The sequence below is a fragment of the Blautia sp. AM28-27 genome (assembly GCF_003480905.1).
Lineage (GTDB): Bacteria > Bacillota > Clostridia > Lachnospirales > Lachnospiraceae > Fusicatenibacter > Fusicatenibacter saccharivorans.
This window is the reverse complement of record NZ_QUJK01000001.1, coordinates 439,369-464,791: the sequence shown is the minus strand read 5'-3', so window position 1 is coordinate 464,791 and position 25,423 is coordinate 439,369. Positions and strand designations below refer to the sequence as shown.

The 25,423-nt window shown below is 46.8% G+C and carries 28 protein-coding genes and 3 pseudogenes; 3 read left to right on the top strand and 28 right to left on the bottom strand.

Annotated features, from left to right (window positions below; all coding sequences use genetic code 11):
• Window positions 1-3: 3 nt before the first annotated feature.
• The 16 genes and pseudogenes from DW743_RS02265 to DW743_RS02175 all read right to left on the bottom strand — a co-directional run.
• A complete protein-coding gene (locus tag DW743_RS02265; RefSeq protein WP_117760442.1) occupies window positions 4-849 on the bottom strand; it encodes an aldo/keto reductase in 846 nt (281 codons plus the stop codon).
• Between the two features lie 76 nt (window positions 850-925).
• On the bottom strand, window positions 926-1,288 hold the full coding sequence (locus tag DW743_RS02260; RefSeq protein ID WP_055267979.1) for a nuclear transport factor 2 family protein: 363 nt from the start codon (window positions 1,286-1,288) through the stop codon (window positions 926-928).
• A 17-nt stretch (window positions 1,289-1,305) separates the two neighbouring features.
• Window positions 1,306-2,304, bottom strand: a complete 999-nt coding sequence (locus tag DW743_RS02255) for an aldo/keto reductase (protein WP_330418063.1) — start codon at window positions 2,302-2,304, stop codon at window positions 1,306-1,308.
• Between the two features lie 198 nt (window positions 2,305-2,502).
• Window positions 2,503-2,751 (bottom strand): hypothetical protein, encoded by a 249-nt coding sequence (locus DW743_RS02245; protein WP_117760445.1) that lies wholly within the window; start codon window positions 2,749-2,751, stop codon window positions 2,503-2,505.
• A 21-nt stretch (window positions 2,752-2,772) separates the two neighbouring features.
• A complete protein-coding gene (locus DW743_RS02240) occupies window positions 2,773-3,456 on the bottom strand; it encodes a flavodoxin (protein WP_022462156.1) in 684 nt (227 codons plus the stop codon).
• A 34-nt stretch (window positions 3,457-3,490) separates the two neighbouring features.
• Complete coding sequence (locus DW743_RS02235; RefSeq protein ID WP_055267970.1) at window positions 3,491-4,657, bottom strand: iron-containing alcohol dehydrogenase; 1,167 nt, start codon at window positions 4,655-4,657, stop codon at window positions 3,491-3,493.
• A gap of 38 nt (window positions 4,658-4,695) precedes the next feature.
• A complete protein-coding gene (locus DW743_RS02230) occupies window positions 4,696-5,016 on the bottom strand; it encodes an alpha/beta hydrolase (RefSeq protein WP_330418064.1) in 321 nt (106 codons plus the stop codon).
• 348 nt (window positions 5,017-5,364) lie between these two features.
• Entirely contained in the window at window positions 5,365-6,264 is a 900-nt protein-coding gene (locus tag DW743_RS02220; protein WP_022462153.1) for a LysR family transcriptional regulator, read from the bottom strand.
• Complete coding sequence (locus DW743_RS02215; protein ID WP_173815393.1) at window positions 6,257-6,451, bottom strand: helix-turn-helix domain-containing protein; 195 nt, start codon at window positions 6,449-6,451, stop codon at window positions 6,257-6,259. The genes DW743_RS02220 and DW743_RS02215 overlap by 8 nt, the downstream gene beginning before the upstream one ends.
• 137 nt (window positions 6,452-6,588) lie before the next feature.
• Window positions 6,589-6,837, bottom strand: a pseudogene (locus DW743_RS02210) (CHAP domain-containing protein); the annotation flags it as partial.
• Window positions 6,838-7,083: 246 nt separating this feature from the next.
• The gene (locus DW743_RS02200) at window positions 7,084-9,291 is read right to left on the bottom strand and encodes an FtsX-like permease family protein (RefSeq protein WP_117760449.1); all 2,208 of its coding nucleotides are present in this window, start codon (window positions 9,289-9,291) and stop codon (window positions 7,084-7,086) included.
• A complete protein-coding gene (locus DW743_RS02195) occupies window positions 9,281-10,048 on the bottom strand; it encodes an ABC transporter ATP-binding protein (RefSeq protein ID WP_117760450.1) in 768 nt (255 codons plus the stop codon). Before DW743_RS02195 ends, DW743_RS02200 begins: the two co-directional genes overlap by 11 nt.
• Window positions 10,049-10,159: 111 nt before the next feature.
• On the bottom strand, window positions 10,160-11,173 hold the full coding sequence (locus DW743_RS02190; RefSeq protein WP_117760451.1) for a sensor histidine kinase: 1,014 nt from the start codon (window positions 11,171-11,173) through the stop codon (window positions 10,160-10,162).
• Entirely contained in the window at window positions 11,170-11,838 is a 669-nt protein-coding gene (locus DW743_RS02185; RefSeq protein WP_117760452.1) for a response regulator transcription factor, read from the bottom strand. Before DW743_RS02185 ends, DW743_RS02190 begins: the two co-directional genes overlap by 4 nt.
• Window positions 11,839-11,951: 113 nt before the next feature.
• Window positions 11,952-12,092 carry a Maff2 family mobile element protein gene (locus tag DW743_RS02180; protein ID WP_007037419.1) on the bottom strand — a complete coding sequence of 47 codons (141 nt, stop codon included), beginning with the start codon at window positions 12,090-12,092 and terminating at the stop codon, window positions 11,952-11,954.
• A gap of 216 nt (window positions 12,093-12,308) precedes the next feature.
• Window positions 12,309-12,554: pseudogene (locus DW743_RS02175) on the bottom strand (VirD4-like conjugal transfer protein, CD1115 family); the annotation flags it as partial.
• A 735-nt stretch (window positions 12,555-13,289) separates the two neighbouring features.
• Between DW743_RS02175 and DW743_RS18860 the strand changes: the two are divergent.
• On the top strand, window positions 13,290-13,496 hold the full coding sequence (locus tag DW743_RS18860; RefSeq protein WP_334291862.1) for a DUF6199 family natural product biosynthesis protein: 207 nt from the start codon (window positions 13,290-13,292) through the stop codon (window positions 13,494-13,496).
• A 17-nt stretch (window positions 13,497-13,513) separates the two neighbouring features.
• Window positions 13,514-14,536, top strand: a complete 1,023-nt coding sequence (locus tag DW743_RS02165) for a hypothetical protein (protein ID WP_055221986.1) — start codon at window positions 13,514-13,516, stop codon at window positions 14,534-14,536.
• 198 nt (window positions 14,537-14,734) lie between these two features.
• On the opposite strand, the gene DW743_RS02160 is transcribed toward DW743_RS02165, so the two are convergent.
• The 7 genes from DW743_RS02160 to DW743_RS18280 all read right to left on the bottom strand — a co-directional run bounded on the left by DW743_RS02160 (window position 14,735) and on the right by DW743_RS18280 (window position 21,389).
• Window positions 14,735-16,375 (bottom strand): recombinase family protein, encoded by a 1,641-nt coding sequence (locus DW743_RS02160; RefSeq protein ID WP_055221983.1) that lies wholly within the window; start codon window positions 16,373-16,375, stop codon window positions 14,735-14,737.
• Window positions 16,376-16,447: 72 nt separating this feature from the next.
• Complete coding sequence (locus tag DW743_RS18055; RefSeq protein ID WP_171027916.1) at window positions 16,448-16,615, bottom strand: hypothetical protein; 168 nt, start codon at window positions 16,613-16,615, stop codon at window positions 16,448-16,450.
• A 267-nt stretch (window positions 16,616-16,882) separates the two neighbouring features.
• Entirely contained in the window at window positions 16,883-18,241 is a 1,359-nt protein-coding gene (locus tag DW743_RS02150; RefSeq protein WP_055221981.1) for a virulence-associated E family protein, read from the bottom strand.
• Window positions 18,201-18,905: a CHC2 zinc finger domain-containing protein gene (locus DW743_RS02145; RefSeq protein ID WP_055266766.1), complete on the bottom strand. Its 705-nt coding sequence runs from the start codon at window positions 18,903-18,905 to the stop codon at window positions 18,201-18,203. Before DW743_RS02145 ends, DW743_RS02150 begins: the two co-directional genes overlap by 41 nt.
• Window positions 18,902-20,146, bottom strand: coding sequence for a serine/arginine repetitive matrix protein 2 (locus tag DW743_RS02140; RefSeq protein ID WP_117760454.1), 1,245 nt, complete (start codon window positions 20,144-20,146; stop codon window positions 18,902-18,904). Before DW743_RS02140 ends, DW743_RS02145 begins: the two co-directional genes overlap by 4 nt.
• Before the next feature lie 474 nt (window positions 20,147-20,620).
• Window positions 20,621-20,926, bottom strand: a complete 306-nt coding sequence (locus DW743_RS02135; RefSeq protein ID WP_055222220.1) for a hypothetical protein — start codon at window positions 20,924-20,926, stop codon at window positions 20,621-20,623.
• A complete protein-coding gene (locus DW743_RS18280; protein ID WP_226906287.1) occupies window positions 20,910-21,389 on the bottom strand; it encodes a hypothetical protein in 480 nt (159 codons plus the stop codon). The genes DW743_RS02135 and DW743_RS18280 overlap by 17 nt, the downstream gene beginning before the upstream one ends.
• 175 nt (window positions 21,390-21,564) lie before the next feature.
• Between DW743_RS18280 and DW743_RS02125 the strand changes: the two genes are divergently transcribed.
• Window positions 21,565-22,413: a helix-turn-helix domain-containing protein gene (locus DW743_RS02125; RefSeq protein ID WP_055266762.1), complete on the top strand. Its 849-nt coding sequence runs from the start codon at window positions 21,565-21,567 to the stop codon at window positions 22,411-22,413.
• Window positions 22,414-22,493: 80 nt separating this feature from the next.
• Here the strand turns inward: DW743_RS02125 and DW743_RS18275 are convergent, their stop codons facing one another.
• The 5 genes and pseudogenes from DW743_RS18275 to DW743_RS02100 form a co-directional block, all read right to left on the bottom strand.
• The gene (locus DW743_RS18275) at window positions 22,494-22,796 is read right to left on the bottom strand and encodes a hypothetical protein (RefSeq protein ID WP_055219875.1); all 303 of its coding nucleotides are present in this window, start codon (window positions 22,794-22,796) and stop codon (window positions 22,494-22,496) included.
• 12 nt (window positions 22,797-22,808) lie between these two features.
• Complete coding sequence (locus DW743_RS02115; RefSeq protein ID WP_055219873.1) at window positions 22,809-22,991, bottom strand: hypothetical protein; 183 nt, start codon at window positions 22,989-22,991, stop codon at window positions 22,809-22,811.
• A 14-nt stretch (window positions 22,992-23,005) separates the two neighbouring features.
• Window positions 23,006-23,383: a TnpV protein gene (locus DW743_RS02110; protein ID WP_055219871.1), complete on the bottom strand. Its 378-nt coding sequence runs from the start codon at window positions 23,381-23,383 to the stop codon at window positions 23,006-23,008.
• 97 nt (window positions 23,384-23,480) lie between these two features.
• Window positions 23,481-24,059: pseudogene (locus tag DW743_RS02105) on the bottom strand (VirD4-like conjugal transfer protein, CD1115 family); the annotation flags it as partial.
• A gap of 139 nt (window positions 24,060-24,198) precedes the next feature.
• The gene (locus DW743_RS02100; protein ID WP_117760455.1) at window positions 24,199-25,266 is read right to left on the bottom strand and encodes a M28 family metallopeptidase; all 1,068 of its coding nucleotides are present in this window, start codon (window positions 25,264-25,266) and stop codon (window positions 24,199-24,201) included.
• Window positions 25,267-25,423: the final 157 nt, after the last annotated feature.

Sequence of the window (25,423 nt, the reverse complement as noted above, 5' to 3'; positions counted from 1 at the left end):
TCCTTATTTCTGCTCGTCTACAGGCGGAACCATTTCCGCATACTTCTTCAGCATTTCCGGTGTACTGGTGTAATATCGCTTCTGCTTGTCCAAAGCAGTGATTTTAGCCATTTCATCATCTGTCAACGCAAAGTCAAACAGGTTGAAATTGTCTTTGATATGGGCCGGGTTCTTGGAGCCAGGGATCACGATATTGCCGGCCTGAATGTGCCAGCGCAGGATGATCTGGGCATTGCTCTTGCCATACTTTTTGCCAAATTCCGTGAACAACGGTTCCTGGATCAGCGCCTTGTCTCCATGACCCAGAGGATACCATGCCTGGATGACGATGCCTTCTTTATCCAGAAATGCCTTCAGTTCTTTCTCCTGCGAGTAGGGGTGCACCTCTGTTTGGAGCACGGCAGGCTTTACCTCGCAGATGTCCAGAATCTCCTGCACCTGCTCCGGGGTAAAGTTGGAAAGGCCAATGGCGCGCACCTTGCCCTCTTTGTAGGCTTTCTCCATAAGCCGGTAACCTGCGACATAGTTGCCTGCGGGCTGGTGGATCAGCAGCAGGTCAATGTAGTCGGTTCCCAGGCGCTGGAGCGTTTTTTCTACCGCATCTTCCTGCTCATAAAAACTGGGCCACAGTTTGGTTTCCAGAAAAATCTCATCTCTCGGAATCCCAGATTTCCTCATAGCCCGGCCAACGGCTTTTTCGTTCACATAGGCATTGGCCGTGTCAATCAGGCGGTATCCGCACTGAAGAGCGGAGAGGACGGATGTCTCCGCTTCATCCGGGGTAAGCAAAAAGGTGCCAATGCCTGCCATGGGCATTTTGATTCCGTTGTTCAAAGTTGCGTATTCCATAAATAAATCCTCCTAAAAAGTGATTGCTTATTTGTACCGATACAAACCGTGTTTACCAAAATTTGTGGCTGGCGGTTCAATACACCAATGCCGTAAAGGAAAAAGTGACCAACTTCCACCGTTTTTCATCCTGGGTGTACACTTCCGTCACCATAAAGTGGTGAGTGGTTTCCTTCCCGTCCAGCAGTAGGCTGTAATCGCAGTCAGTAAGCACCACTCCGGTATCTCCAAACAACTCAGCCTTCTGACTGTGGAAGGTAATATTCGTAGGTTGAAAGGCCCCACTGGTGTAAAATTCGATTTCCTTGTCCAGTTTGCAGGTGATGCCAATATGGACAAAGTTGCAGTCAGGATGAGCACAGGCTCGCATCCCCACTTCGTCGGCGTGTTCCATAGCTTCCCAAAACTGCCGAGATATATCAAGTAGCGTTTCGTTCATGAGCATACTCCTTCCGTTTATTTTAAAGGCGTTCCACCGAATACCGCAGACATATCCATATGATCCAGTGCGTCGTCCAGAGCGCGCACCTCACTGGGCGTCAGAAAAACAGATGCGGCCCCAGCATTTTCTTTTATGCGATCTTCCTTGCGAGTGCCAGGGATGGGTACAATCCACGGGTGCTTACACAACATCCAGGCCATGGAGATCTGGGCCGAGGTTGCTCCTTTTTCCGCAGCCATATCTGCGAGCAGTTTCAAAAGTGCGGCATTTTGGTCCACAGCTTTGTCAGTGAACTGGGGCATAGCAGCACGGTAGTCGGTGGCGGCATCAAAGCGCTGCCCCTTGTCATATTGCCCGGTGAGGAAACCATTGGCCATAGGGGAAAAAGCCACCAGGCCCACGTCCAATTCTTCCAAAATGGGGAATAACGGTTCATAATGCCGTGCCATCATAGAGTATCGGTTCTGTACCGCCGTCACCGGGCACACGGCATGAGTCCTCCGCAGGTAGTCTTCATTTGCCTCCGAGATGCCCCAGTGAGTAATTTTGCCTTCCTGGATCAGATCAGCCATCACCTCCGCCACAGTTTCCGGTTCTACGTTGGGGTCGATTCTGTGCTGGAAATACAGGTCAATGTGATCGGTTCCGAGCCGTTTCAAAGATCCTTCCACAGATTTGCGGATGGTCTCCGGGCGGGAATCCGCCACCAGAGGCAATGGAACCTTTCCGCTCTCCTGGTCAAACCGCAGGCCAAATTTCGTGGCGATTACCGTATGATTCTTTACATCTGCCAGTGCCTTGCCCACCAGCGTTTCATTTACATGGGGGTCGTCGGCGGTACCGTACACCTCAGCGGTATCAAAAAAAGTATAGCCCAAGTCAAAGGCGCGACGGATTAGACGGACAGCCTCTGCTTCCTCCGTAGGCGCACCGTAGGCATGAGAAAAGCCCATGCACCCCAGGCCTACAGCAGATACGTTCAAATCAGTGCCAAGTGTTCTCATCTGCATCATCTTTCTCTCCTTTGTGATTCTATTGTAATCCATTGCGAAAAAAAACAGAAGTCTCCATTGGTTATGGAGTGATAAGTCAAAGGTTTTAACTTCTTCGGATTCCGGTATATTTCCTTGAGATTTTCAGAAAAGAGCAGGCTCTCCCCGAAAGCGGAAGAACCCGCTGCTATACGGATAGTCATGAGGCAACCCGTGTTGTTAGTTATCATCTACATCTTCCGGCATAGTGAAATAGGCGATCAGAATATTGCTATCTGAGTTGGGACTGACCGTTTCCTGCTCCATGGTATTGGAAGAGGACTGTGTTGCATCCGAATCTGTTTCCGTGGGCTGGACTGTGGAAGATTCTGTACTTGAAACCTGGTCGGACCCCGAAGTCTCGCTGCTGCAAGCGGAAAAGCTTAAAAGAAGTATTCCTGCAAGAAAAAAGGAAAAAATACGCTTCATGGGGGTCCTCCTTTCTGATTGTTATGACAGGCTCAGGCTATCCAGCCATTCCTGCACATCGCCCTCACTAACGCTGGAACGGAAACGCATTCCTTCCTGCCAGTCTCCGGTTCCGGCCAGTTCTGCCAGCAGTTGTCCGCTTTCACCCAAACCGGAGCTTGCCGAAGTGGCAAATGGAATCACTGTTTTGCCGGTAAAGTCATTCGCTTCCACAAACGTATCTACCGGCCATGCAGCAATTCCCCACCAGATGGGATAACCGATAAACACAGTATCATAGCTGTCCCAGTTCTCCACCGTGTCGCTCACCAGTTCCACATCCCGCAAAGACTCATCCGCATATTCCTGAGAAACCCGGCTGTCCTCATTGTTGTAGTTCAAATCTTCGTCCGTATAAGGATCAGCAGGTTCCAGTTCAAACAGGTCGCCGCCGGTAATATCTGCAATGTAAGTAGCTGCCTGTTCGGTATTGCCAGTAGCAGAGAAGTAGACTACCAATGTGTTACCAGCCTCCACTTCGGTTTCCTCCTGGGAAGCCGGTTCCTGACTGGCGGCGGTGGACGATGTGTCGCTTGCTTCACTGGATGCAGGGGGAACGGAAGATTCCGGCGTACTGGATTCATTTGTGGAAGATGTGGTGTTTCCACAGGCAGCGAGGCTCAACGCCATTGCAAAGCACAAGAAAATTGCAGTCAGTTTTTTCATAAGGATCCTTCCTTTCCTGTATTAATCGGGGCTCTTATTCATAGCATTCATGGAAAATTTCCAGAATCTCTTCATGGGTCATAGGCTTATAGCTGCCCTGAGAAATACCACAGGAATCAGCGATTTCTTTTAGTTGCTCCTTTTGTGCGCCCAGCTCCTTGAGGGTAGTTGGCAAGCCAATCTCTTGAATGAAGCTGGAAAGGGCATCGATACCGGCCAGAGCCAACGCTTCATCGGATTTTCCATCCCGCTCAATTCCCCATACATTTTCGGCAAAACGGACAAACTTGCTTAAGCCTTCCTTATACACATGACGGTAATACACCGGATGGATCACCGCCAGACCACAGCCGTGGTTGCAGTTGGTATAAGCGCCCAGCTGGTGCTCCATGTTGTGACATTCAAAGTCGCACTTTTTTCCCATCTTGATGAGTCGGTTTTCCGCCATGGTGGAATCCCACATCAGATTGGACCGAGCCGTGTAATCCTCCGGGCTGTCCATGGCAACACGCAGATTTCGGATCACACTACGCATCAGTGCCTCCATGATGTCATCGGAAACATTGTCCTCATTGGGCTGGCTGAAATAGGTCTCCATGATGTGGCTGAGGATGTCAAAGCTACCAGATGCCATCTGTTTTTTGGGTACAGAAAAGGTATAGGTGGGGTCCATCAGAGCAAATCGGGGATTGAGAGCTGGATAATCCCGCCCTGTTTTTATCTTTCTCTCTTCATTGGTGATTACCGCGCCGCCGTTGCACTCGCTGCCAGTACCAGCCACAGTAACTACTACACCCAGAGGCAACGGATCAAAGTCGATGACGCCGGGGTGAGCCCAGAAATCCTCCCAGATGTCCCCGTCATACCGGGCAGCCAGAGAGACAGCTTTGCAGCAGTCCATGGTGCTGCCTCCGCCTACGGCCAGAATCATATCCGCTTGATTGTCCCGTGCCAGCCTCGCACCCTCCTGCACTTTGTCGTAGGTGGGGTTGGACATAATGCCGGAGAACTCCACGATGGTCTTTCCAGCGCCTTTCAGAATGCCTGTGATTTCATCGTAGACACCATTGCGCTTGATGCTGCCGCCGCCATAGGCCAGCAGGATGGTCTGCGCATTTTTTGTCAGACAGGTCAGATATTCCTTCACACAGCCCTTGCCGAAATAGACCTTCGTGCTGTTTTGAAAAATAAAGTTGTTCATATCCATACTTCCTTTCTTAAAATTTCATGAATCATCGGTTACATTTGAGCTTTCCAAAAAGCAACAGCCTCATCAAGCCATCCTTCCGCCACAGTACCGGTTCCCAATCCGAATCCGTGGGGCAGTCCTGGATAATGATGAAACTCCGTTGGAATACCAAGGGTACTCATGGCGGTTAGGCGACGTTCCATGATTCGCCAGTTTGCAATGCCATCGCCTTCTCCCACACAGGCGAAAGTTGGTGGATCGTTTTCCGTATAATCACTGTGGCCCGTGTACTGCATAATTACTGCACTCGGCTGTGGAAGATCATCCCCTCCAAATGCCGCCGGGCCATAGGACCCAAGCCACGCTGCCATACGGGCTCCGGCTGAACCGCCCCAGAGAGAGTATCCTTTCGTATCAACTTCCAGTAAATGGCTCTGTCATTTGATCCTTAGGCGCAAAGCCGGCTGATTCCTGCTGAAAATCTGCATCATCCAAAGATGCGGTGCTCTCTGCCGAGTGAGATTCACCGGAAGAAGTTGTCTCTGTTTGTCCAGGAACCGCACATCCTGTGAAGCACAGCAACAGACAAACCGTAGCTACCAGAATTCCTTGCACCTTCATTTTGTCACCTGCCTCTCTTCCTTTTCTGATTTCATTATAAAAAAAACGAGACTTCCACAGAAGTCTCGTTTCGTTATGTAGTATTTACCTTTTGGTTATCACTTGTCCCGTCCAGTTTCTTTTTGCACCGCCCTTAGAAACTGCTTGACTACAGGGGAAGGATCTGGTGAATGGAGCAGGCCATAGGGAATTGTGTAACTCCAATCCACGGGTAAGATTTTCAAAAGCGGATGGACGTACTGCCACTTGGGCACCGCCATCAGCACACAATCGTTGTTTTCGCACTGGTTAAAGGCATTCACATCGTAAAAGTCAAAATCCACAATTTGGATCTTCGGATGGTTTTTCCAAAGATCATCTCGTAGCAAATCTACATAGTGGCTCCATTCCCGACGCATCATCATGAATTTTTCGCCATACAGATCCTGAACGGTGAGCCTGTCTTTTCCCGCCAGCCGGTGATGAATGGACACCGCCGCGCAGATAGGTTCCTTTGAAATTTCCAACCCGGCACAGCGGCGCAGGTTCAACATTGTTTCATCAAAGATACCCGCTATTACATCAATGTTCTGTCCCAAATTGGCCAGAATCTCCCGGGCGTTCTCAGGTGTATTGTCGAATGGCACCAGTTGGAATTTAACTCCTGGACACTCCTCCTGCAGTTTTGGCCACAGATCCACCAAAACCTGAGCTGGTGTCATGGATGATGTACCGATACGGATGATGTCTTCGCTCTTTTTCATGACATTTTTTGCCCTGGTCACCGAATCTTTGCAATATTGGATGATGTATTTTGCGTCCTGTGCCAAAGATTTACCAGCCTCCGTCAGCTGAAGGCCACGATGGGTGCGCACAAAAAGCTGCAGATCCAGATTTTCCTCCAGCAGATTGATCTGTTTGATGACTGCCGGGGGGGAAATAAACAATTTCTCCGCAGCTTTGTTGAAGCTACCGCATTCCGCTACACACAGGAAGGTTTCCAATTGAGGGTTATACATGGGAAATATCACTCCTTCCTTTTCTGTTTTTTCTTAAATCAGCAGGCTTTTGCGCCTCCTTGGGAATCATCCAGAACCGGCCAAATCTCTGCACGCCTTCGATCCGCCCTTCTTCACAGAGCTTCTGAATCCAGCGTTCTGATATATTCCACCGCTCAGACGCTTCTTTTACCGACATAATATCCATTGTTTCCTCCACGGTTTTCTTATTCCGTTGAAACATCTATGATATTATTATATCCGGATAAACGAAGTCTTTCAACTTGTTTTTTGTGAACCTTTTATGTACCCAGCCAGAAACGGCTGGGTTTTTCTTTTGGTCAGTTAATGCGCCGGGGTTCCGTACCCATAGATTTCATAGTAACCAACCGGGTAACTGTTTTGACGGCAGCTATCGCCGGAGTTACCCTCGATAGTGTAGATGCGGCCATTCTCCACCTTCTCCACGATACCAACATGGTCGGAAGAACCATCCTGGCCGCCATCATCCCAATCGAAAAAGATAATGTCGCCAGGGCGCGGCTCATAGCTGTTGTCCTGCCACAGTCCGCGCTCCTGGAACCACGGCACACCCTGAGATGGTGTTGGCCTGCACGGAGTCCAACAGGTACTCCACGTTCTGAGTGATGGCGGTGGGATATGCGCCGCGCTTACGGAACTGACGCCATGCGGAGTTGAAGAACACACCGCTTTGCTCGTTCTCAAACACCACATGGAACTCGTCAAGGAACACATGGGTGCGCTTGCCTCGTTTCCAGTTGAGGGTAACGCGGTTGAGAATGGTGTCGGTAATGACCAGCAGGCTATAAATTGCACTCACTATGGATTAACAGAACGCCTAAAAATAATCCATGTACTTATGAAGTAACAAATCAATAAAATTGCCAAAATCCCCATTGTTGCCCCTATTTGTAACATCAATGTACTAAACCCAATATAGGCTGAAATTTCTGCTGATATGGTTTGGATAAAGTAAGCTATTACAACAGCAGCTACAATGATTGCTGTGATAATTGGAAGCCCAAACCAAACACTTAATTGTTGCAAGATAAGTTTTCCGATATGCTTTTCTTCCACCCCCAATTTTCGGAGTACAGAGAAACGATACTTATATTGTCCTGCGTCTAAAAGCTGTTGCAGGGAAAGTACCGTAAGACATATAACCATCAGTACGACAGCACCATAAATCATTGCAGTCTGTAAAATAAAGTTATTTGCTATGGAACTATTGATTTGCAGTGTGCTAAAACGCACGCCATAAATAGCCCCGGTTTCTGCCTGCTCGGGATACTTCTCTGTAAAAAGTTTTTCCAGTTTCCTTGCATTTTCATAGGAGATATTTTCCGTTGTTGTAATATATCGGTTTTTTATCACTGGCAACAGCTTTTCACAAATATTGTCTGGAAGTACATACAATACATTTGTATAGGAATTGTACGCTGTTTCTCCAATCGGATCCTCATAATAGGACTGCCCGGAAAGAGTCAATTCTCCTGCGTCTGTCATAATGCTGGTGTGTTCTTTCAAAAAGCTATCCCGCTCTTCCTCGGTGGCGATTGCTTTCCATTGTGTTGTAAATTCATCTTCCTCCAGAGAAATCTGTTCGTAACCCAGCATTTCCCGTATAGTGTTATAATCACTCAAAGAAATTGCTACAATCGGAAAATCATATTTCTGTCTGTTGTGAAAATCATCTTTCTCTGGCAGATATAGATTGAACGTGCAATCATAAACTGTATCTATTTTGTGTTCTGTCAGAAACTCAGTAATAATTTCATAACTGTCTTGCGGCAGATTTTCTTCTTCATATACGTCATTATATCTTGAATATACCTGCACATCATACATAGAGCGCATATCCAAATAACCTGAAGCCCAGCCCGTCAAAATAGGGGCGGCAATAAACATGAAGATTGCAAGGACAAGGGTTATACAAATCAGCGTCATTGTTTTGCTGGTTGTATTTAGTTTTGATATAATTTGCCCGAAAAAGAACAGGTTTTCTCCCTTGTATCTATGTTCCGGCGATTTTACTTTCCATGCTACAATCAAACCACTGGTAAGATAAATGAAGGCACAAATGAAGAAAAGTAAGTCAATCACAACAAAAAGCAGATATTGTTTGAGCGTTCCACCACCTAAAGTCAGATAATATTTATTTGTTAATGCTGCAACGCTGGCTGCTGTAAAAGCATTCAATACAGAACATATCAGCAAACCGGCAATGAAACATTCTCTTTTTTTCTTTCTAATTATGCAAAATATCGACCACAGCAAAGTAAGCAGCGGAAAAAGAATATTTCCCCAAAACATAAGCTGCACCGGAAACGCAAAGCGGGTGTCATAATAAAACCAGACCTTTTGTATTCCTGTAATCAATCCCCATACGGTAAATACTTCAAAGAGGACTACTACAACAGAAATGAAGCGGCTCTTTTTTAGCTCTGGTTCGTTCTCTTTCTCTGCGGAAAGCATATCAATAATTTTTGTTTTCTGAATGGTACGGGTATTGAAAATTCCTACCACAAAAAAACTTGCCACAAAAAATACCACTGTCAACAAAACGGTATCCGGGAATAATGTCCATGAGATTTCATAAGGCTTTCCATAAGCAGTAAGGAGCATTGCGGTAATGAATTGAGAGCAAAATACACCGCAAAAAATACCAATCAAAATGGAAAACATACCCATAATCAGTGTTTCTGCAAAGAAAATCCTGCCAATGGTTTTTTGTTCCATTCCCATAATGGACTGGACAGCAAACTCTTTTTGCTTCCGTCTTAGCATATAATGATTGACGAACCGTATCAAAAATAACAACAGCAATGTTATCATGCAGATTGCAATTTTCATTCCGTCACTTAACAGCGTAAAATCATACTCGCTGCCTATATCCGGGCTATAATAACTACTGGAAATAGACAAGAACGCATAAAACACGGTAACACAGATTGTCATTGTTACAATGTAGACCAGATAGTCTTTTACAGACCGTTTTGCATTTCTGAAAACAAGTTTAGCATACATGGCTCTGTCCCCCTCCGATCATGGTAAGGACATTCAGAATTTTATCAAAAAAATCACTTCTGCTGTCGTTGCCCTTGCGCAGTTCCATAAAGATTTCTCCGTCTTTCAAAAAAAGAATACGGCTGGCATAGCTGGCGGTAAAAGCGTCATGGGTTACCATAAGAATTGTCGCCCTAAGCTGTTCATTGATACTTTGAATGGTAGACAGCAGCATTTGTGAGGAATGGCTGTCTAATGCTCCTGTTGGCTCATCTGCCAATAAGAGTTTCGGATTGTTGATAATTGCTCTTGCACAGGCACAACGCTGTTTTTGACCGCCCGATACCTGATAAGGATATTTGTTTAGCATATCGCTGATATTCAGCTTTCCGGCTATATCCAAAATGCTGGGTTCTACACTCCCGGCAGGGACTTTATTGATTGCTAATGCCAGTGCAATGTTTTCTGAAATTGTCAATGTATCCAGCAGATTGAAGTCTTGAAATACAAAACCTAAATTCTCTCTGCGAAAGCGGGCAAGGGATTTTGGGTTGATTTCCGTTATATCTGTTCCCTCTAAAAAAATATGCCCTGCACTTACGGTATCAATCGTAGAAATACAGTTTAGCAGCGTTGTCTTTCCAGAACCGGACGCACCCATAATTCCGAGAAATTCTCCGGCTTCCACAGAAAAACTAATGTCTTTAATGGCTTTGGTAATATTCCCCTCATTGCCATAATATTTCTGGATATGCTCCAGCTTCAAAATTGTATTCATCGGATAAACCTCCTTAACTGTTCCATACCTATATTGTAAATGGAGTATATCATTTTTTGTATCAAGTTTTCTTACACAGTTCTTACAAAAATGTAAGAAGTGCAGAACCTATCAGCCCTGCACTCCGATAATAAAATCATTCATTTGAAAGATAAGTGAAATCGTTGTTCCTCTGTTTTCGGAATAAGCAGTAAGTCCTATTCCCAGTTTATCACATAGACGCTTGCAAAGATATAAGCCAATTCCAGTAGAATTTTTCCCGGTTCGCCCATTCTGACCTGTAAATCCTTTTTCAAAAATACGGGGTAAATCACTTTTAGGAATACCTATCCCATTATCGCTGATAGATAGCACAATCTTGTCATTCGTTTTTGTCGCCCCAAAGTGCAAAATAGGCTGCTCTGCATGGTATTTGATTGCATTACCGATAATCTGATTTAAGATGAACCGCACCCATTTTTCATCGGTGTAAACTTTTGTTTCTATATCGTCTATCTGAATTGACATATTGCTTTGACGCAAAAGATACTTATTATCTGCGATTGCACTATGCACAACATCGCATAAATTGACTTCACGGACAGAATAGTCTTTTTCAGTGTGTTCACTTCTGGCGTAGTAAAGCGCCTGTTCTGTATATTGATTGATATTCTCTAACTCTGCCAATACCTCTCTGGAAAAGGGAGAACGGTTATTCTCACACAGCAGCTTCATGGCTGTAATTGGTGTTTTTACTTCGTGTATCCATTGTTCAATGTATTCTTTATATTCCCTGCGTTCCCTCTGTACTTCGCCAATCCGTTCCAACATAGATTTTTCAGCCATTTTCATAATCTGGTAAAAAACCTGTTCATCAGCCCTTTCCGGCACTTGCATGATTTCCGGCAATAAATATCGTTCTTCTAATTGCTCCGTCATATTGAGCAATTTATTCAGATATTTTTTTCGTGAGAAATAAAATGCCAGCAAAGATAAAACAAGGACAATCGACCAGACTGCAAGAATAAACAGGACTGTTTGGATAGGATTATCGCTTGCAATCAGGAACAAAGCAAGGGCAAGCATACCCAGCAAATTGACTAAAATAACGGGGAGTTGATTTTTCAAATATTGTTTTCCACTCATAATGTATATCCTTGCCTGTGTTTTGTTTTAATGAAATCTACAAGTCCGATTGCTGCCAGTTTGTCGCGAATACGGGTAATATTGACACTTAGGGCGTTATCATCAACATAAAGCTGATTGTCCCAAAGAAAATCCACAATATCATTTCTGGAACAGATTTTTCCAGAGTTCTTAAAAAGGTAGTAGAGGATTTTCAATTCATTCTTTGTCAATTCTGCTTTCTGTCCTTTGTACTCTATCATGCTACTCTCCAAATGCAGGGTAGCTTCTCTCCACATATAAATTTCTGTTTGAGGGGAACGGTAGGCTTTCTTTAACAATGCAGCAATTTTAGCAAGAAGAATAGCGGGATTATAAGGCTTTGTGATAAACGCATCTCCACCCAGCATAATGCTGTTCAGTTCGTCCATATCTGTATTGCTGCTTGTTACAAATACAATCGGAATATCTGAAAAGGTGCGAATTTGAGAGCATATTTCAAAACCGTTATTCCCCGGAAGTTTTATATCCAGAATAACCAGATGTGGCGCAGCTTCTTTTAACTGCTCTATTGTTTGGGAAAAATCCGTAACTGCAAATACTTCATATCCATTCCCAGACAAAAGAGTTTTAAGCTGTGTTTGTATCGTAAAATCATCTTCAATGATTAGTATTTTTTCCTTCATAAAGATACCTCCCTGACACTTTATTATACTGTATCAGAGCGGTTTTCTCAATCCATATTGAAGAATAGTAACGGAATAATGGGCGGTTGTCTATCAAATTTTTGTGTGTTACTTTATCGCACATGAGCATTGGCGCCAGGGTTGTCATTTCCATAACCTTCCAACAGGTTGATGACACCCCAGATACCAAGCCCAGCACCCAGAGCGATAACGAGAGTCTGAAGAACGGTAATTGCCTGTTCAAAAAATGCCATAAATAATATTAGCCGGAATCATTTGAATGATTAGTTAGGTTTGTTTCATAAGCGCACAAAAGCCGGAACAATCTGCCCTCGATATATGAGAGCCTGATCCCGGCTGTCCTCCTTTTTCATTATTTTGTTGATGATTGCCCGCTTTGTACGCCAATGGCCTCAACAGAGGCAGTTGCGGCAAATAGATACGATCACTCCTTTCTCAGCGGAACCGTATTACACGCCCTCCGTGTCTACTTCATATACATCGCAGACCTCATCAGGCTTGAGTTTTAGTCTGGCAGACAAAAATGCTTCAATATCAAAGGTATTTCGCTTGTCTGCATCAGCTGTGTATTTGAAATTAGGGTGTCTGGTAATGTCATACTTGTCTGAAAGAAACGGACGCACACCGCGCAACTGCAAGATGCACTTGCCGCCATCCATAACTGCCAGCTCGTCCTGGCTCATCAGCTCTTTGCCACATTGTCAAGTGATGAATTCAAGAAAACGGCAGCCGCAAAGAAAAATCTTTGTGGCTGCCGTTCTAATTGGCGGCTTGAAGCAAAAAAATCCCCGGTTGTACCAGGGAAATAAAAACTTTAGTATAGCCTAAAAGAGAAAGCTAGCGCCTTGAGGCGCGGCCAAGTAGAGTGGGCTTAAAGCCTGCGTCCCGAGCCACCCGTTTTACGGGTGGCAGCGACTCCTTGTCTGTTTATCTTATACTTGTCAATTTATATTATCCAATAATGTGAATTATAATATGACAGTACGGATGCATATTATAGAAACATAACTTTGAAAGAATCAAGCATAACCTGTGGAGTGACTCTTCAACGGATAAACTATTTTCACTTCATACAGTTCCGACATATGGAATAAGGAACACCAATCGCCCTCAATACAACTTTCTTTCTATTAGTTAAAAATGCACATAATCAAAAAAGAAAATCGACTTATTTTAGACAAATTCATTGACAAGTTCTGCTTTAGGTGATAAAATAAAAGTGAAAAGTCGAAATTTATATTGTTGGGAGGTAAGACCGATGATTTGTTTTAAGGTTAAGTTGCCTAACTTAATAATGGAGCATTTTTACCGACGCTGCCAGCTTTGGAGGCTTAGAATTAAAATTGTTTCTATTTGCGCATAAGTTAGGCATGATTATTTGTCTACTTATGCGCTTTTTTATTTGAATTTTCAGTATTAGCAGAAAGGAAGTGTTATACATAGATAACATATGGCTTATCCTTTTGCTTCTATTAAGTTTTTTTATGATTTTTAAGCCGGAACTTTTATGGAAAATTGAACACTTCTTTTCTGTAAAAGGCGGTGAACCTACAGATTTATATCTTGGTTTGATGCGGGTTGCTGGAGTATTCTTTTTTATTGCATCCATCATTTGCATTATTGTTTTGGTTTTATAAGAGAAGGGGGGCTTTTAATGAAAAAGCTAACACGTAAGATTGTTGCACTTACTCTTTCCTTGGTTATGTGCATAAGTTTTTCTAACACTACTTTTGCTTATGCCGACAACGAGAATATCAGTTCTTCTGCTGAAGCAAGCAAAGTGAATTGGTGGAAGATTGGCTGGATTATCCTTTCAGATTATGTGGAAAAGCTTATCGATCTCGATGGACAGAGTGAAAAGGATAGTAGTTGGGCCTATCTTGTTTCACCTAGCATAGAATATAACACGGGTGATATGGGGCCTGAGGTTTATTTTCGTCCAGAAGTAGATAACAGCGTTGGTTCTATCCGTATGCATGGACATAGGATTATCTTTGTCGATATTTTTACACAGATTGCACTCATCTTGTCAGATGCCTCTGGTGATACGGTAAGTCAAGCAACTACTGGTACAAATCAGTATATGTTTTATACAAAGAAAGCAGGAGACAGTTCTGGTACATGGAAAGCACAGTTTGTTTCAACTGAGACATACAAATGGCAGTTGTATTATGCCCATTATTACAATGCCAATGCTCGTTCAAGTGTTCCTATGACGGAAGATGGATTTTACTTTGGGGATAATAACAGAGTTTATCAATTCTCTGTTGCAGAATCTTACAGACTTAATTCTCTTCCTCCAGAGGTTGTTGATATGACACAACTTAATGCTCAATTTATTAATCCTGCTGATGGAAAAACTGTAGATTATCTCAAAGACTTTAATGCTGGAGATCAAGTTCATTTCTCTGATATAATTATTGACATTAGTTATGATGCGACTGAGGATGCGACTACATTTTATTTTACCGAGGATACTTATGAGGAAAACATAGGATGGAAATTTGCAGGAAATCTTCTTGACCAATATTCCGCTGGTGATGTTCTGAATCTAACTTTTGATGTGTTGAATGTCGGAAACTATCAGGGCATTACTTTTGAAAGCCTCGACTACTTTGAAGCAGCTTACGCGCATAATAACGGTGCCGCTTATCCCAATATTCAAGATTACCAATAATTTGATTTTGACATAAGGACTTATAGAAGAGGGCGTGTTGCGGATAATTTTCTGCAACGCGCCCTTTTTAGTATGCTTTAGCAAAATAAAGTTATCCCTTTTACTCTGGCCAAAGGAATAACTTTATTGCCTGATAGCATTAAAAGAAAATTGTTGTATCACTTTTGATATAAATTAAAAGTATTTAGCGTCTAAATTCTACCTTGACATTTCCCCAACAAAATTGTAAATAATCTTAACCTCCTGTGTCCTCTGACCATCAATCTTCTTGATTTCTCCAATCAGAATCCGGCTAATGAGCCGGTTCAGCACCGCCTCGTCCAGTTCCTCGATGGCGGCATAGCGCCGGATTTCCTTGATAAAAGTGCGGACTTCGCTTTCTTGCGCATCGGCACGACCTTGCATCATTGCCAGGTCATGCAGGCGTTTCTGGTTGGATTCCTGCTCCTGTTCCAGCGCCGCCGTCAGCTTCACAAACCGCTGCTCGGTCAGGATGCCTTTGGCCTTATCGGTGTACAGGCTCAGGAACATCCCGTCAATTTCCTGATTTCGGGCTTCCAGCCGCAGGCGTTCCTTTTCTGTCTGGGAGGCGTCCACCAGATACCGGTGCTCCATCCGGCGGCTGAGCCGCTGGTAGAACGCATCGGCATCCTTCATAGCCTGCGCCGCCAGTTCCTGAATGTCTTTCAGCACCAGATTGTATAAATCCCTGGCCTCGATCTTGTGGCTGGAACAGACCTTGCAGCCCATGCGGTTGTAGGTCTGGCAGATATAGTACGCCTTGTCAATCGGCTCCCGCATTTCGCCGGTGAAGCGGTTCTTCCCGGTTCGGCCCACTTTCTCATACCGCACCTGCATGGACTTCCCGCAGGTGGCGCAGTAGACCAGACCGTGGAACAGATTATAAAAGGGGCAGGAATTCCCCTGAATGGTCGGCCTGCGGTCAATGAGTTCCTGCACCTGTTCCCATTCCTCCGGCGTCACAATGGCCTCATGGCAGCCCTCGATCACTTCCCACTGGTCACGGGGAATAATGTCATAGGTGTTGGAGCGGATGCCTTTCTGATGCGTCCGAAAGACCAAATGTGCGCCCTTATAGAATGGATTTCTCAGGATGTGACTGATTCTGGCTCCGCCCCAGAAATAATAGTTGGCGTCAAACTCCGTGTTGGCTTTGACATGGGTGATTGGGATTTTTTCTTCCATCAGACGTTTGGAAATCCTCATGCAGCCCAGCCCGTCAAGGGCATAGTCATAGATTTTGCGGATGATTGGCGCTGTCTCAGGGTCAATGATGAGATGCCCCTTGTCCTCCGGGTCACGCATCAGGCCGAAGGGCGGCGTCCCTCCGCAGAACTTCCCCTGCCGGGAGCGGGTGGTGATGCCTGCCAGCACCTTTTTAGAAATATCCCGGCTGTACATATCGTTCAGGATATTCTTAAAGGGCGTAATGTCCATCTCCTGACGGGTCAGGCTGTCCACGCCGTCCGTGATGGCGATATAGCGTACATTGTGTTTGGGGAAAAAGATTTCGATATAGCTGCCAGCTTCAATATAGTTCCTACCAAGCCTGGATAGGTCTTTGGTGATGACGCAGCCGATCTTCCCCGCCTCAATGTCAGCGATCATGCGCTGGAAGGCAGGGCGGTTGAAATTGCGGCCCGTATAGCCGTCATCCACATAATATTCATACTGGAACATTCCATGCTTTTCAGCAAAGTCCCGAAGCATGATTTTCTGGTTGCTGATGCTCATACTCTCGTTGTCGCCGCCGTCATCCAGAGAGATGCGGCAGTAGAGAGCGGTGATTTTCTCATAGACTTGTTTTTTCCTGCTCATAGCGTTCTCCTTCTATGAACAGGGACACGATACCATTATAGTACCATGTCCCTGCCCCTGAATCAACCGTTTTTACGCAGCGTTTTCGGCCATTTCCCGCTGCTGACGCCATTCCTCGAAGTGTTCGCAGGTCTGACGCTCAATCAGCTGCTCAAAGGCTTCCCGCATGGACTTCTCCCCGGAGAACTCCCGCACCACCACAAAACGGACTTTATTTTTCTGCTGTTTGCTTTTTTCCATAGGCTACCTCCATAGAGTAGCAGGCCAGACGGCAGCACTGGCAACGAAGTCCGGCAACGAACCTCTGAAAACCTGTAAACTACCGTCTGACCTGCAAATCTTACTTTATCAATTTTCTTGAAAAATCTCGTTGTTTTCGTTGCCGGAGATAGAGATAGATATTAGAAAATACCTTATTTACAGGCTTTTTCCGTATCCAGACCGGAGAATCCCCGGCAACAAACCCGGCAACCAAGTGGCAACCATCCCGGCAACAGACCGCTAATTTTATGCGATCCACTCCTTCGGCAGTTCCAGCTGGCAGCATTCTTCCTCGGTCAGCTCCACAAATCCATCTTCGTTGCCGGGCAGTTCGTTGCCGGAAACGTCCCGTTCCCAGCCCCTCTGCCTGCCATATCCGGTGAACATCCGGGGATTGGAGAATGGTTTCCAGCCCGTCACCACCGTGTTCATGATCTCGTTGATATTGTGCAGCTGCCACCGCTTCGGCTCATCGTAGGTGTGGCCCAGCGCCTCCTTGAACAGCTGTTTGGAGCAGACCATGCTGCCGGTGTAGTGTTCCAGAAAGCCCTGTATCTGTCCGGCCTCGGTGTCCTCCGGCATGAAATCCTTCTGCACCTCCACCAGCTGGCGCTGGATGGACTTGCTGAACTTCATAGAGTAGTGGCCGCTGCGGTAAATCGTCATGGCCTCCGCCCAGACCTGTAAAAGATAGGCTCTGGAGGCGTCCTCGTCCTCCAAAATGTGAACCTCTGCATTCTCCGGGTAAATCATGATCGGCAAAAAGCGCCGATTTCCGGCCCGGTCAAGGGGCAGGAAGTCCAGTGTGTTGGACGAACCGCCGAACACACACTGCCGCAGCCGGTCTTTGGGCTGGGCCTCGTAGGGCGTCCGGTAGGTTTCCTTCTGGCGGCTGATAAAGGAGCGGATTTCTTCAATGCTTTTGGCGCTGCTGGTAGCCAGCATCTCCGACATTTCGATAATCCAGTGTCCTTGCAGCTTCAGATACACCCTGTCATCGTCCAGTTTTTTCAGGTCGTCACTGAACCACTCGTCCCGGATCGCCAGCAAGCGGAAGAAGCTGGACTTGCCAGCCCCCTGACCGCCCACCAGACAGAGCATTTCCTCATATTTGGAGCCGGGGCGGAATACCCGCCGGATAGCCCCCAGCAAAAAGTGTTTCAGCATTTCCTCCACATAGTCGCTCTCGTCCGCACCTAAGAAATGATGGAGACAGGAGCGGATGCGGGGCGTCCCGTCCCAGACAAGGCCGTTTAGCACGTCCTGTATGGGATGGTAGCAGTTCTCATTCGCCACGATGGAGAGCGCCGCCGTCATCTTTTTCTCACTGGTCAGGCCATAGGTCTGCTCAAAATAGAGAAGCAGATATTTCACGTCCGTATCCGTCAGGGCACTGGTATTCCTGCGCCAGCCTAAATCCTGTACAATGTCCACCCGGTCAGTCAAAAGGTTCAGGCGGATCGCCCCACGCAGGAGAGGGTCATGGCAGAACACCGTCCGGCAGTTGCCGATGGTGTTGGCGGGCTGGCCCTTCTCGGTGACGGACAGGCTTTCCCGCACCTCATCAACGCTCCGCTCCGGCGCTAAGGCTTCGGCTGCGCTCATGGCGGCCTGCCGGGTGGCTAGCGGTAAACTCTGATATTCGCTGCTCAATCTTCCTCACCTCTTTTCCATACTCAGCGACCACGGAAGCACGTTCCTCCATGCTGCCGGACAAGAGAATATCCAGCAGATATTCCGTGTACGGTTTCTTTTGCAGGGCCTCCACGAACAGCGGATTCCACGCTTCATCCGGCGTCTGCGGGGCGTATTCCTTCTCCCAGCGTTCCAGCAGATGCAGGTAATTGCACAGCACCCGGAAACATTTCTGCTCCGCCTGCCGGTAACGCAGTTCCTCGCTGATTTTTCGCTTGACCGGCCTCCTGCGGGGCGGGTCATGGCCTTTGGCGTCATAGTGGACAGAGAAATCCTCCGCCAGCTTCAGCGCCGCCTCCTTACTGCTCAGACTAAACAGACGGGCGGTAAAATCAATCACATCCCCATCTGCCTGACAGCCAAAGCAGTGGAACCGATGGTCAATCTTCATACTGGGATGTTTGTCATCATGGAAGGGACAGCAGGCCATGCCATTCCTGCCAACCTGCACCCCGTAATATTCCGCAGCCTGCCTTGTGGTGACAGACTCCTTCACCGCTTCAAATATATTCGATTTTCTCACCTCCAGGCAGAGAAAAAAGCACCCGTTTCCGCAGAAAATCAGGTGCCTCATAACTCCATATCGTGTTTCTTTTTCGGAGCAATCCGCCCCTCACGTTCCCAGCGTTCCCGGTTATCTCGGTCAGCGTTCAGCCTGCCTTTCGCCAGCTTCTCCCGGATGGATTCTCTGGCCTTCTCCTTAATCTGCTCCTTACCGGCCTTCTTGACCTCCGGCTGCATGAGAGTTTTCTGGATTTTTGCCAGGGCGTTCTGCATGACCCGTTTGATTTTGGTAATCACTCCATCCAGACGGGCGGCAGCGTAGTCACGCTCCTTCTTCGGGGCCTTGCGCTCCGGCGAAAGCACCCATTTTTTCGATTCTTCCACCAGACGAATATCTTCCTTGTGTGTCTCCTGCCGGACGGTATCGGTCACCACCTCCACCGCCTTGTCATAGGCCGCATCGGAAACATCATCTAACAGCGTCTCCACGTCCTCGATTTTGAGCGTCAGTTCTTCCAGCTTCTGCTCCTGCGCCGCAAGCTGCTCCTTCTGCTTCATCAGGATATAATCCTGTTTTTCCAGATAGTCCCGCCCGCCGTAGGACGGCTCCTGATCCAGATGCAGCCCATGCCGTCTGGCGATGTCAAACAGGATCGTCCGGCAGACCGCATCAAAGGTCTGCTTGCGGTTGTTGTTCCGGCCTTTGGGCTTCTCCGGGTTGGGGAGAGGGATGCCAAGTTCTTCCAGCGCCTTTTCCTGCTGGGGGCACAGTTCCCCATAGCGGTTCTCACAGTCAAAGACGTGCCGCTCATGGATGTGGGGCGTCCCCTCGTCCAGATGGAGCGCCCAGTCCAGGATGTGGATATGGGAACCGAAGCGGCGCTCAAATTCCTGATAAAACTCATTGACGATGGAAAAGAGCGTATCCGGCGAGACGGATTCTCCCATCGTGCCGATCTGGTAGATACTTTCCTCCGGGCAGGTCTTGTTGTTTTTCAGCAAGTCCTCCACAGTGCGGTTGCGCTCGGTGTGCCGGGTTTTCTCATTCCGGGCGTTCTGAGCTTCCACATAGCCGCCGTAATGCTCGTAGTAATACATCCGCTCGATTTCCTCAAAGCTGAAATCCGGCTGCTCCGGGTTCTCCCGGAACTCATGGGTGGTAAAGCCCCGGTAGCAGTCCCAGTAGACATTTTGCCTTGCCCGTTCTGCGTCAATGTGTTCGCTGTTCTCCACATCGAACCGGCGGTCATTGTGGCGGGGATTATAGGTGCCATGCTTGCCGGAGCGTCCATTGTGTCGTGTCAGTTTCAAACAGATTTCCTCCTTCCTGCGAAGATGTTCTGGGGCCGGGGAAGGGGCGGCGAAGCCGCAAATCCTGCGAATTTTGCGTCAGGTAATACCCAATACAAGTTGACGCAGGCATCAACTTTCCCTGGGCAAGGCGTTTCACCCTTGACCCGATGGGGCGGCTGCCCTCAACCTGCCAAGGCACTTCGTCCTTGACCCGATAATGGCTGCCGCCCTTAACCTGCCAATGGGCGTTGCCCCTTGACCCCAGCAGTGCGCTGCCGCCCCTGCACCCCGCCACAAAGGGCTGGCCGCCCTCTGTACTTCCGCACCGGCGAAGCTGGCTTCCACCGCAGGAACGGTGTTTGCCAGTTTCACCGGCTCCGTATCCACACATTTGCGCCCATAGGCGGGGAGTGGATACGGAATACGCCTGCGGGGATTGCCGGTCAAAACATCGGGTGCAGACCCGTCATTTTTCCCGTAAACACCCCGATTTTAGGCGATTTTTTCTTCCGTTACCACCACCTGAAAGCCATGCTCCTTTGCGTACTCCCTTGCGGCGGCTTTCCGTTCTTCGCTGTACGGAGGCACCAGCCGGATCGACAGCCGGGACTTGTCCAGCACATAGGTCACGCTGCCCTCCGGCGTGCTGCGCTCCAACCGGCACAACAGTGGGTACTTCCGGCTGAAATCAGCCAGCCTGCGCTTCAAGCTGGCGTTGAAGGTGTAGACGCTGGCAAGGTTCTCCGCCTCGTTCCAGTTGATGATGGTTTCTTTCTCATACTTAGACAGCTTCTTCATACAGATCCTCCTCATAATCGGTGTAAGATTTCAGCACACGCAGGTTGCGCTTGAGACGGCGGTACTCGTCCATCTCCATGCGCAGATGGTGATAAAAATCCTCGTACCAGCTTTCGTTCATCTCCGTCTCCACCTTCCGGGCCAGCCCCAGCATCCGGCGTTTGGCCTCCGGGTCAACCGTCAGAGCCGTCAGCCATTTCAGCCGTGTCACCGTATTGTGGTGGCTGAGACAGCCGTAAGCGTAGAGAATCTTCTTTTCTTTCATACTCAGTGTCATAATGATTTCCTCCATTTCTTTGCTGCGGAGCCATGCGCCCCGCATGATAAACTTGTTTCCTGTCCGCCGGTCTGCCTGCAAGCCGCTCCTGCCCGGAATTTCTCCCGGCGTATCGGCCTCTTTGGTGTGCTCGATTTCTGTCCTGGCGTCACTTCCCCGGAGGCCATACCCCTTGCAGCCGGTCATTCGATTTTCAAGGTTCTGTGCCTGTCTGCAAGAACCAGTTTACCGAAAAAAGAGGCCCTTTCCCGTATATCCAAAACGTCGGAAAAACGCTCGAAATCCGCATATTTCCACGCTTATGGAATCGTGCTATAATGGGTGTAATCACTGAAAAAGATAACGAGAGAGGGGGCTTTGGATGTACGCAAAGCTGACAATCCCGGAGCGGCTCAAAGACCTGCGGGTGGTGGACAAGCACCTGACGCTGGAACAACTGGCGGAGCAGACCGGCCTGTCTAAATCCGCGCTGGGAAAATACGAAACCGATGACTACAAGGACATCAGCCCGTTTGCGATTGCAACGCTGGCGGACTTTTACGGCGTGTCCACCGACTATCTGATGGGGCTGACGGAAAATAAAAATCACCCAAACACAGAACTTCAATCTCTGCATCTGAGTGATGATATGGTGGAACTTTTGAGCAGCGGCAAAATCAACAACCGGCTTCTCTGCGAACTGGCTGCCCACCCGAATTTCCGGCGGCTGATGATAGATATGGAAATCTGCATCGACCAGATCGCCAATATGCGGGTGGAGCAGATGAATCTGGTGTTGGAGGCCACCCGGCAGACCGTCATGAGCAAGTATGCGCCCGGAGAAGATGACCTCTATATGCGGACGCTGGAACTGGGGCAGGTGCAGGAAAGCGATTTTTACAGCCATGTCATGCACGATGATCTGGACAGCATCGTCCGGGACATCCGGGAAGCACACCGCAAGGACAAGACCACCGCCGACCCGCAGCCCACGCTGGATGACGTCAAGGAAAAGTTTGAACAGGCGCTCGAACAGGGCAGCCAAGAGGAAGTGGTAATCCACGAATTTTGCGACAGAATGCAGATACCCTTCGAGAAGATTTCCTCAGAGGACTTCTCTGCATTTTTGCGGATACTGAGCCTGTCCAAAATGCTCAAAAATCCCAACAACATGAGAGGAAAGGCCAAGCCGCAGCCGTACTATGCGCCCAAGCGGAAGAAACGCAGATAACAGGAAAGCCGCCCAATCTGTACCGTTGGACGGCTTTCGACCCGTTTGTGGGCGGAATAAAATATGTGGTTATACATCCGTTAGCTGACCGTTTTCATCAGCTTTTTCATAAACTTCCAGAGACGGATGCCATCTTTGAGGCCCAGCCGGTAAAAGAAGCACTCGCTTTCTGCACCAGAATCGAAAATAGAATCACAGTAGTGTCTTACAGCGTCCTTCTGTTCCTCAGACAATGCGCTGATTGCTTTTTCATACTCGTTTTCCAAGCGAAGGCAGTCCTCTTTTTTCTCCGTGCCGGTTTCTGCCTCCCGCCACTTAGCAAACTGGCTCTGCATCCGCTCCTGAATCATCAAATCAACCAATTTTTCTATATCTGTACCCATAAGCGCCCCTCCTTATGCTGGGCGGATATAATTCCGGTATGTTTCCAGGACGGAATCTGACACACCGCTTTTATATACTTTGCGGATGTCGGAGATTTCCTCTTGCTTCAGCAGTTTCAGCCATTTCAGCAGCTCAGCCCTGCCGTTGGCAAAGTTACAATAACGCCCATCGGCGTATTCGATACGGTATCTCATAGACAGGCACCTCCTTAAACAAAAATCATCTCAGAGAGGATGATTTCCTCTGCTCGGCTGCGAATGCTGTTCATGCCCCCGACCCACGCAAGCTGGTCACGGGCTTTCAGTTCCTCGGTGACACCCTCCGCCTCCTGCATCTGCGAGACGATACACGCCAGCCGGTCAGCGGCCTGTTCGTTCAGGTCAGCAAGATATGTCCAGAGTTTTCCCGACAGAAGCAGGGCATTGTACTGGCCGGGCCGGTGTTCTTGCAGAAACGCTTTGTGCATCCGGCCCCACCGCCCAATGGGGCGGCTTTCCTCCGGTAGCTCCAGATCGGGGATGTAGTAGTCTCCCACCAGCGTGTAGCTGATTCCGTTTTGATGGATTTTCTTTGGTAAATGCTCCATGTTCGACCTCCTGTATTCAGTTATTTCAGAATCCAGTTGATCGTGTCCCTGTTCATGATAAATTCAAGGCAACTGAACTCTTCACGAACAAGTATGGCATATCCTTTCCTAATTTCTGATAACTGAGGCCGTGGGAAACCTGGCTGCCCCGGTTTTCGGACTGGTTATAGAGATCAATGGTCTCTTTCCCCAGCAGCTCCGAAATTTCCTTGAGCGTGGATTTCTCTTTGCCTCCCAAAAACAAGGTGCTGTCACAGTTACCGACGATGGTATCTGCCGCGTCCTTGTAGATGGTCTTTAGCTGACTCTGCGACTGCAAAATAATAGAAGCCGATATTTCACGGCTTCGGATGGTGGCAATCAGCTTATCGAAGTTCGGTATCTGGCCGATGTTGGCAAACTCGTCCAGGATCAGACGGACATGGACAGGCAGCCGTCCGCCGTAGAAGTCATCCGCCTTGTCGCAGAGCAGATTGAAAAGCTGACTATACATGAGGGCGGCCACGAAATTGAAAGTGCTGTCTGTATCTGACAGGATCACAAACAGCGCCGTCTTTTGGTCGCCCAGGGTATCCAGTTCCAGTTCGTCATACTCCATCAGGTCCCGCAGCTCCTTGATATCGAAGGGAGCAAGCCGGGCACCGCAGGAAATGAGGATGGATTTTAAGGTCTTGCCAGTAACAAAATGTCAATAGTTTTTTAATCACTTTTTTCAAAAAGGCAAAAAAAATAGAACGTATAGATTATTTCCATACGCTCTATCTCACATTTCATATTAAATTTTGAATGCTACAAGCTGTAATTCTCTTCCTTTCTTATTCCCAATTGTTTTCTTGTAATACTAAATGAAGTAAGTGAGAATAATTAGCCATTGTATCTTTTGCACGGTTTCCATATTCGTTTTCTATAAAAGACAAATCATCCTTATCGGAATGCATAATCAATCCATGATTTTCTGTTTCTACTGGTAAACCATTGAGCCAATTATTTGCTTCAAAATAAATATAAGGAATTCCTATATCACTAAATGGAGCATGGTCACTTCTCTTTTGCCCTGTTGGATATGGATAATCAACATTTCCTTTTGGTGTTAATTGCATTGGTAAATTTGCCTTTTTTGCAATTTCAAATGCCTTATTTACAGCTTCTACATCTTTAACAACACCTTTATCATTTATGCGTCCTCCATACAAATAAAGATTATCTCCTGCAAGAATACTATCTATGTTTATCATTAGCACAATATTGTCTTTTTCTTTCTTTGTAAGAGAATTAACATATTCTTTTGAACCATGCATTCCTGTCTCTTCTGCACCAAAAAATACATATTTAATCGTATATGGTGTTTCGACATCTATCATTCGCAATGCACTTTCTAATGCAACAGCTACACCTGAGCCGTTATCATCTACGCCATGTGTTCCTGCACTATCATAATGAGCTCCAACAATAATAGTTTTTTTCGATTGCCCTTCTTTGATTACTTCAATATTTTGACTTGATTGGCTATCTTCACCACCATCAAAAATATTTTCTCCAGATGTGTCCATCATAGGAACACCTTCCTCAATATCAAAAGAATTTAATTTTATATCCTTTTCTGAATATCCACCATTTAACAAAATAGCAGATATAAACGAAGCCATTTCCTTTTCCTTTTCTGTACCCGCAATTCGTCCTGGCAAGTTCTCTTGAATATATTTTAAAAATGCGTATGATTGTATTCCATAGTTTTCTAGCTTGAAACTCTCTGATATTTCTTGTGTAAGAGTAAAATCTTTTGCATTTTTCATTATTATTGCTGTATGCTTATCACCACATCCTGATAACAAAGAACATACAATAACGATAGATAAAATAATAATGCATATTTTTTTCTTCATAGTATTTCGATTAAATTTTATATCTGATTTTTGATTATCCGCATAAATACAATACTTTCAAGCATTTTGACGTATAGGAAAACATTCATTTTACCACGAATTTACCACGATTGAATAAGCCTTGATATGACCTATAAAATAACACTCAAAAGACATC

Bases quoted from the DNA above. Each gene is read 5' to 3' on its own strand.
- DW743_RS02190 (WP_117760451.1), bottom strand. From the start codon at position 11,173: ATGAGTGGAAAACAATATTTGAAAAATCAACTCCCCGTTATTTTAGTC.
- DW743_RS02230 (WP_330418064.1), bottom strand. From the start codon at position 5,016: ATGGCAGCGTGGCTTGGGTCCTATGGCCCGGCGGCATTTGGAGGGGAT.
- DW743_RS02260 (WP_055267979.1), bottom strand. From the start codon at position 1,288: ATGAACGAAACGCTACTTGATATATCTCGGCAGTTTTGGGAAGCTATG.
- DW743_RS02145 (WP_055266766.1), bottom strand. From the start codon at position 18,905: ATGAGGCACCTGATTTTCTGCGGAAACGGGTGCTTTTTTCTCTGCCTG.
- DW743_RS02160 (WP_055221983.1), bottom strand. From the start codon at position 16,375: ATGAGCAGGAAAAAACAAGTCTATGAGAAAATCACCGCTCTCTACTGC.
- DW743_RS02115 (WP_055219873.1), bottom strand. From the start codon at position 22,991: ATGAGATACCGTATCGAATACGCCGATGGGCGTTATTGTAACTTTGCC.
- DW743_RS02220 (WP_022462153.1), bottom strand. From the start codon at position 6,264: ATGTATAACCCTCAATTGGAAACCTTCCTGTGTGTAGCGGAATGCGGT.
- DW743_RS02200 (WP_117760449.1), bottom strand. From the start codon at position 9,291: ATGTATGCTAAACTTGTTTTCAGAAATGCAAAACGGTCTGTAAAAGAC.
- DW743_RS02215 (WP_173815393.1), bottom strand. From the start codon at position 6,451: ATGGATATTATGTCGGTAAAAGAAGCGTCTGAGCGGTGGAATATATCA.
- DW743_RS02135 (WP_055222220.1), bottom strand. From the start codon at position 20,926: ATGAAGAAGCTGTCTAAGTATGAGAAAGAAACCATCATCAACTGGAAC.
- DW743_RS02235 (WP_055267970.1), bottom strand. From the start codon at position 4,657: ATGAACAACTTTATTTTTCAAAACAGCACGAAGGTCTATTTCGGCAAG.
- DW743_RS02255 (WP_330418063.1), bottom strand. From the start codon at position 2,304: ATGATGCAGATGAGAACACTTGGCACTGATTTGAACGTATCTGCTGTA.
- DW743_RS02100 (WP_117760455.1), bottom strand. From the start codon at position 25,266: ATGAAGAAAAAAATATGCATTATTATTTTATCTATCGTTATTGTATGT.
- DW743_RS02265 (WP_117760442.1), bottom strand. From the start codon at position 849: ATGGAATACGCAACTTTGAACAACGGAATCAAAATGCCCATGGCAGGC.
- DW743_RS02165 (WP_055221986.1), top strand. From the start codon at position 13,514: ATGAAAAAGCTAACACGTAAGATTGTTGCACTTACTCTTTCCTTGGTT.
- DW743_RS02125 (WP_055266762.1), top strand. From the start codon at position 21,565: ATGTACGCAAAGCTGACAATCCCGGAGCGGCTCAAAGACCTGCGGGTG.
- DW743_RS02110 (WP_055219871.1), bottom strand. From the start codon at position 23,383: ATGGAGCATTTACCAAAGAAAATCCATCAAAACGGAATCAGCTACACG.
- DW743_RS02195 (WP_117760450.1), bottom strand. From the start codon at position 10,048: ATGAATACAATTTTGAAGCTGGAGCATATCCAGAAATATTATGGCAAT.
- DW743_RS18280 (WP_226906287.1), bottom strand. From the start codon at position 21,389: ATGACCGGCTGCAAGGGGTATGGCCTCCGGGGAAGTGACGCCAGGACA.
- DW743_RS02150 (WP_055221981.1), bottom strand. From the start codon at position 18,241: ATGAGCGCAGCCGAAGCCTTAGCGCCGGAGCGGAGCGTTGATGAGGTG.
- DW743_RS02240 (WP_022462156.1), bottom strand. From the start codon at position 3,456: ATGAAAAAACTGACTGCAATTTTCTTGTGCTTTGCAATGGCGTTGAGC.
- DW743_RS02185 (WP_117760452.1), bottom strand. From the start codon at position 11,838: ATGAAGGAAAAAATACTAATCATTGAAGATGATTTTACGATACAAACA.
- DW743_RS02180 (WP_007037419.1), bottom strand. From the start codon at position 12,092: ATGGCATTTTTTGAACAGGCAATTACCGTTCTTCAGACTCTCGTTATC.
- DW743_RS18055 (WP_171027916.1), bottom strand. From the start codon at position 16,615: ATGGAAAAAAGCAAACAGCAGAAAAATAAAGTCCGTTTTGTGGTGGTG.
- DW743_RS18275 (WP_055219875.1), bottom strand. From the start codon at position 22,796: ATGGGTACAGATATAGAAAAATTGGTTGATTTGATGATTCAGGAGCGG.
- DW743_RS02245 (WP_117760445.1), bottom strand. From the start codon at position 2,751: ATGAAGCGTATTTTTTCCTTTTTTCTTGCAGGAATACTTCTTTTAAGC.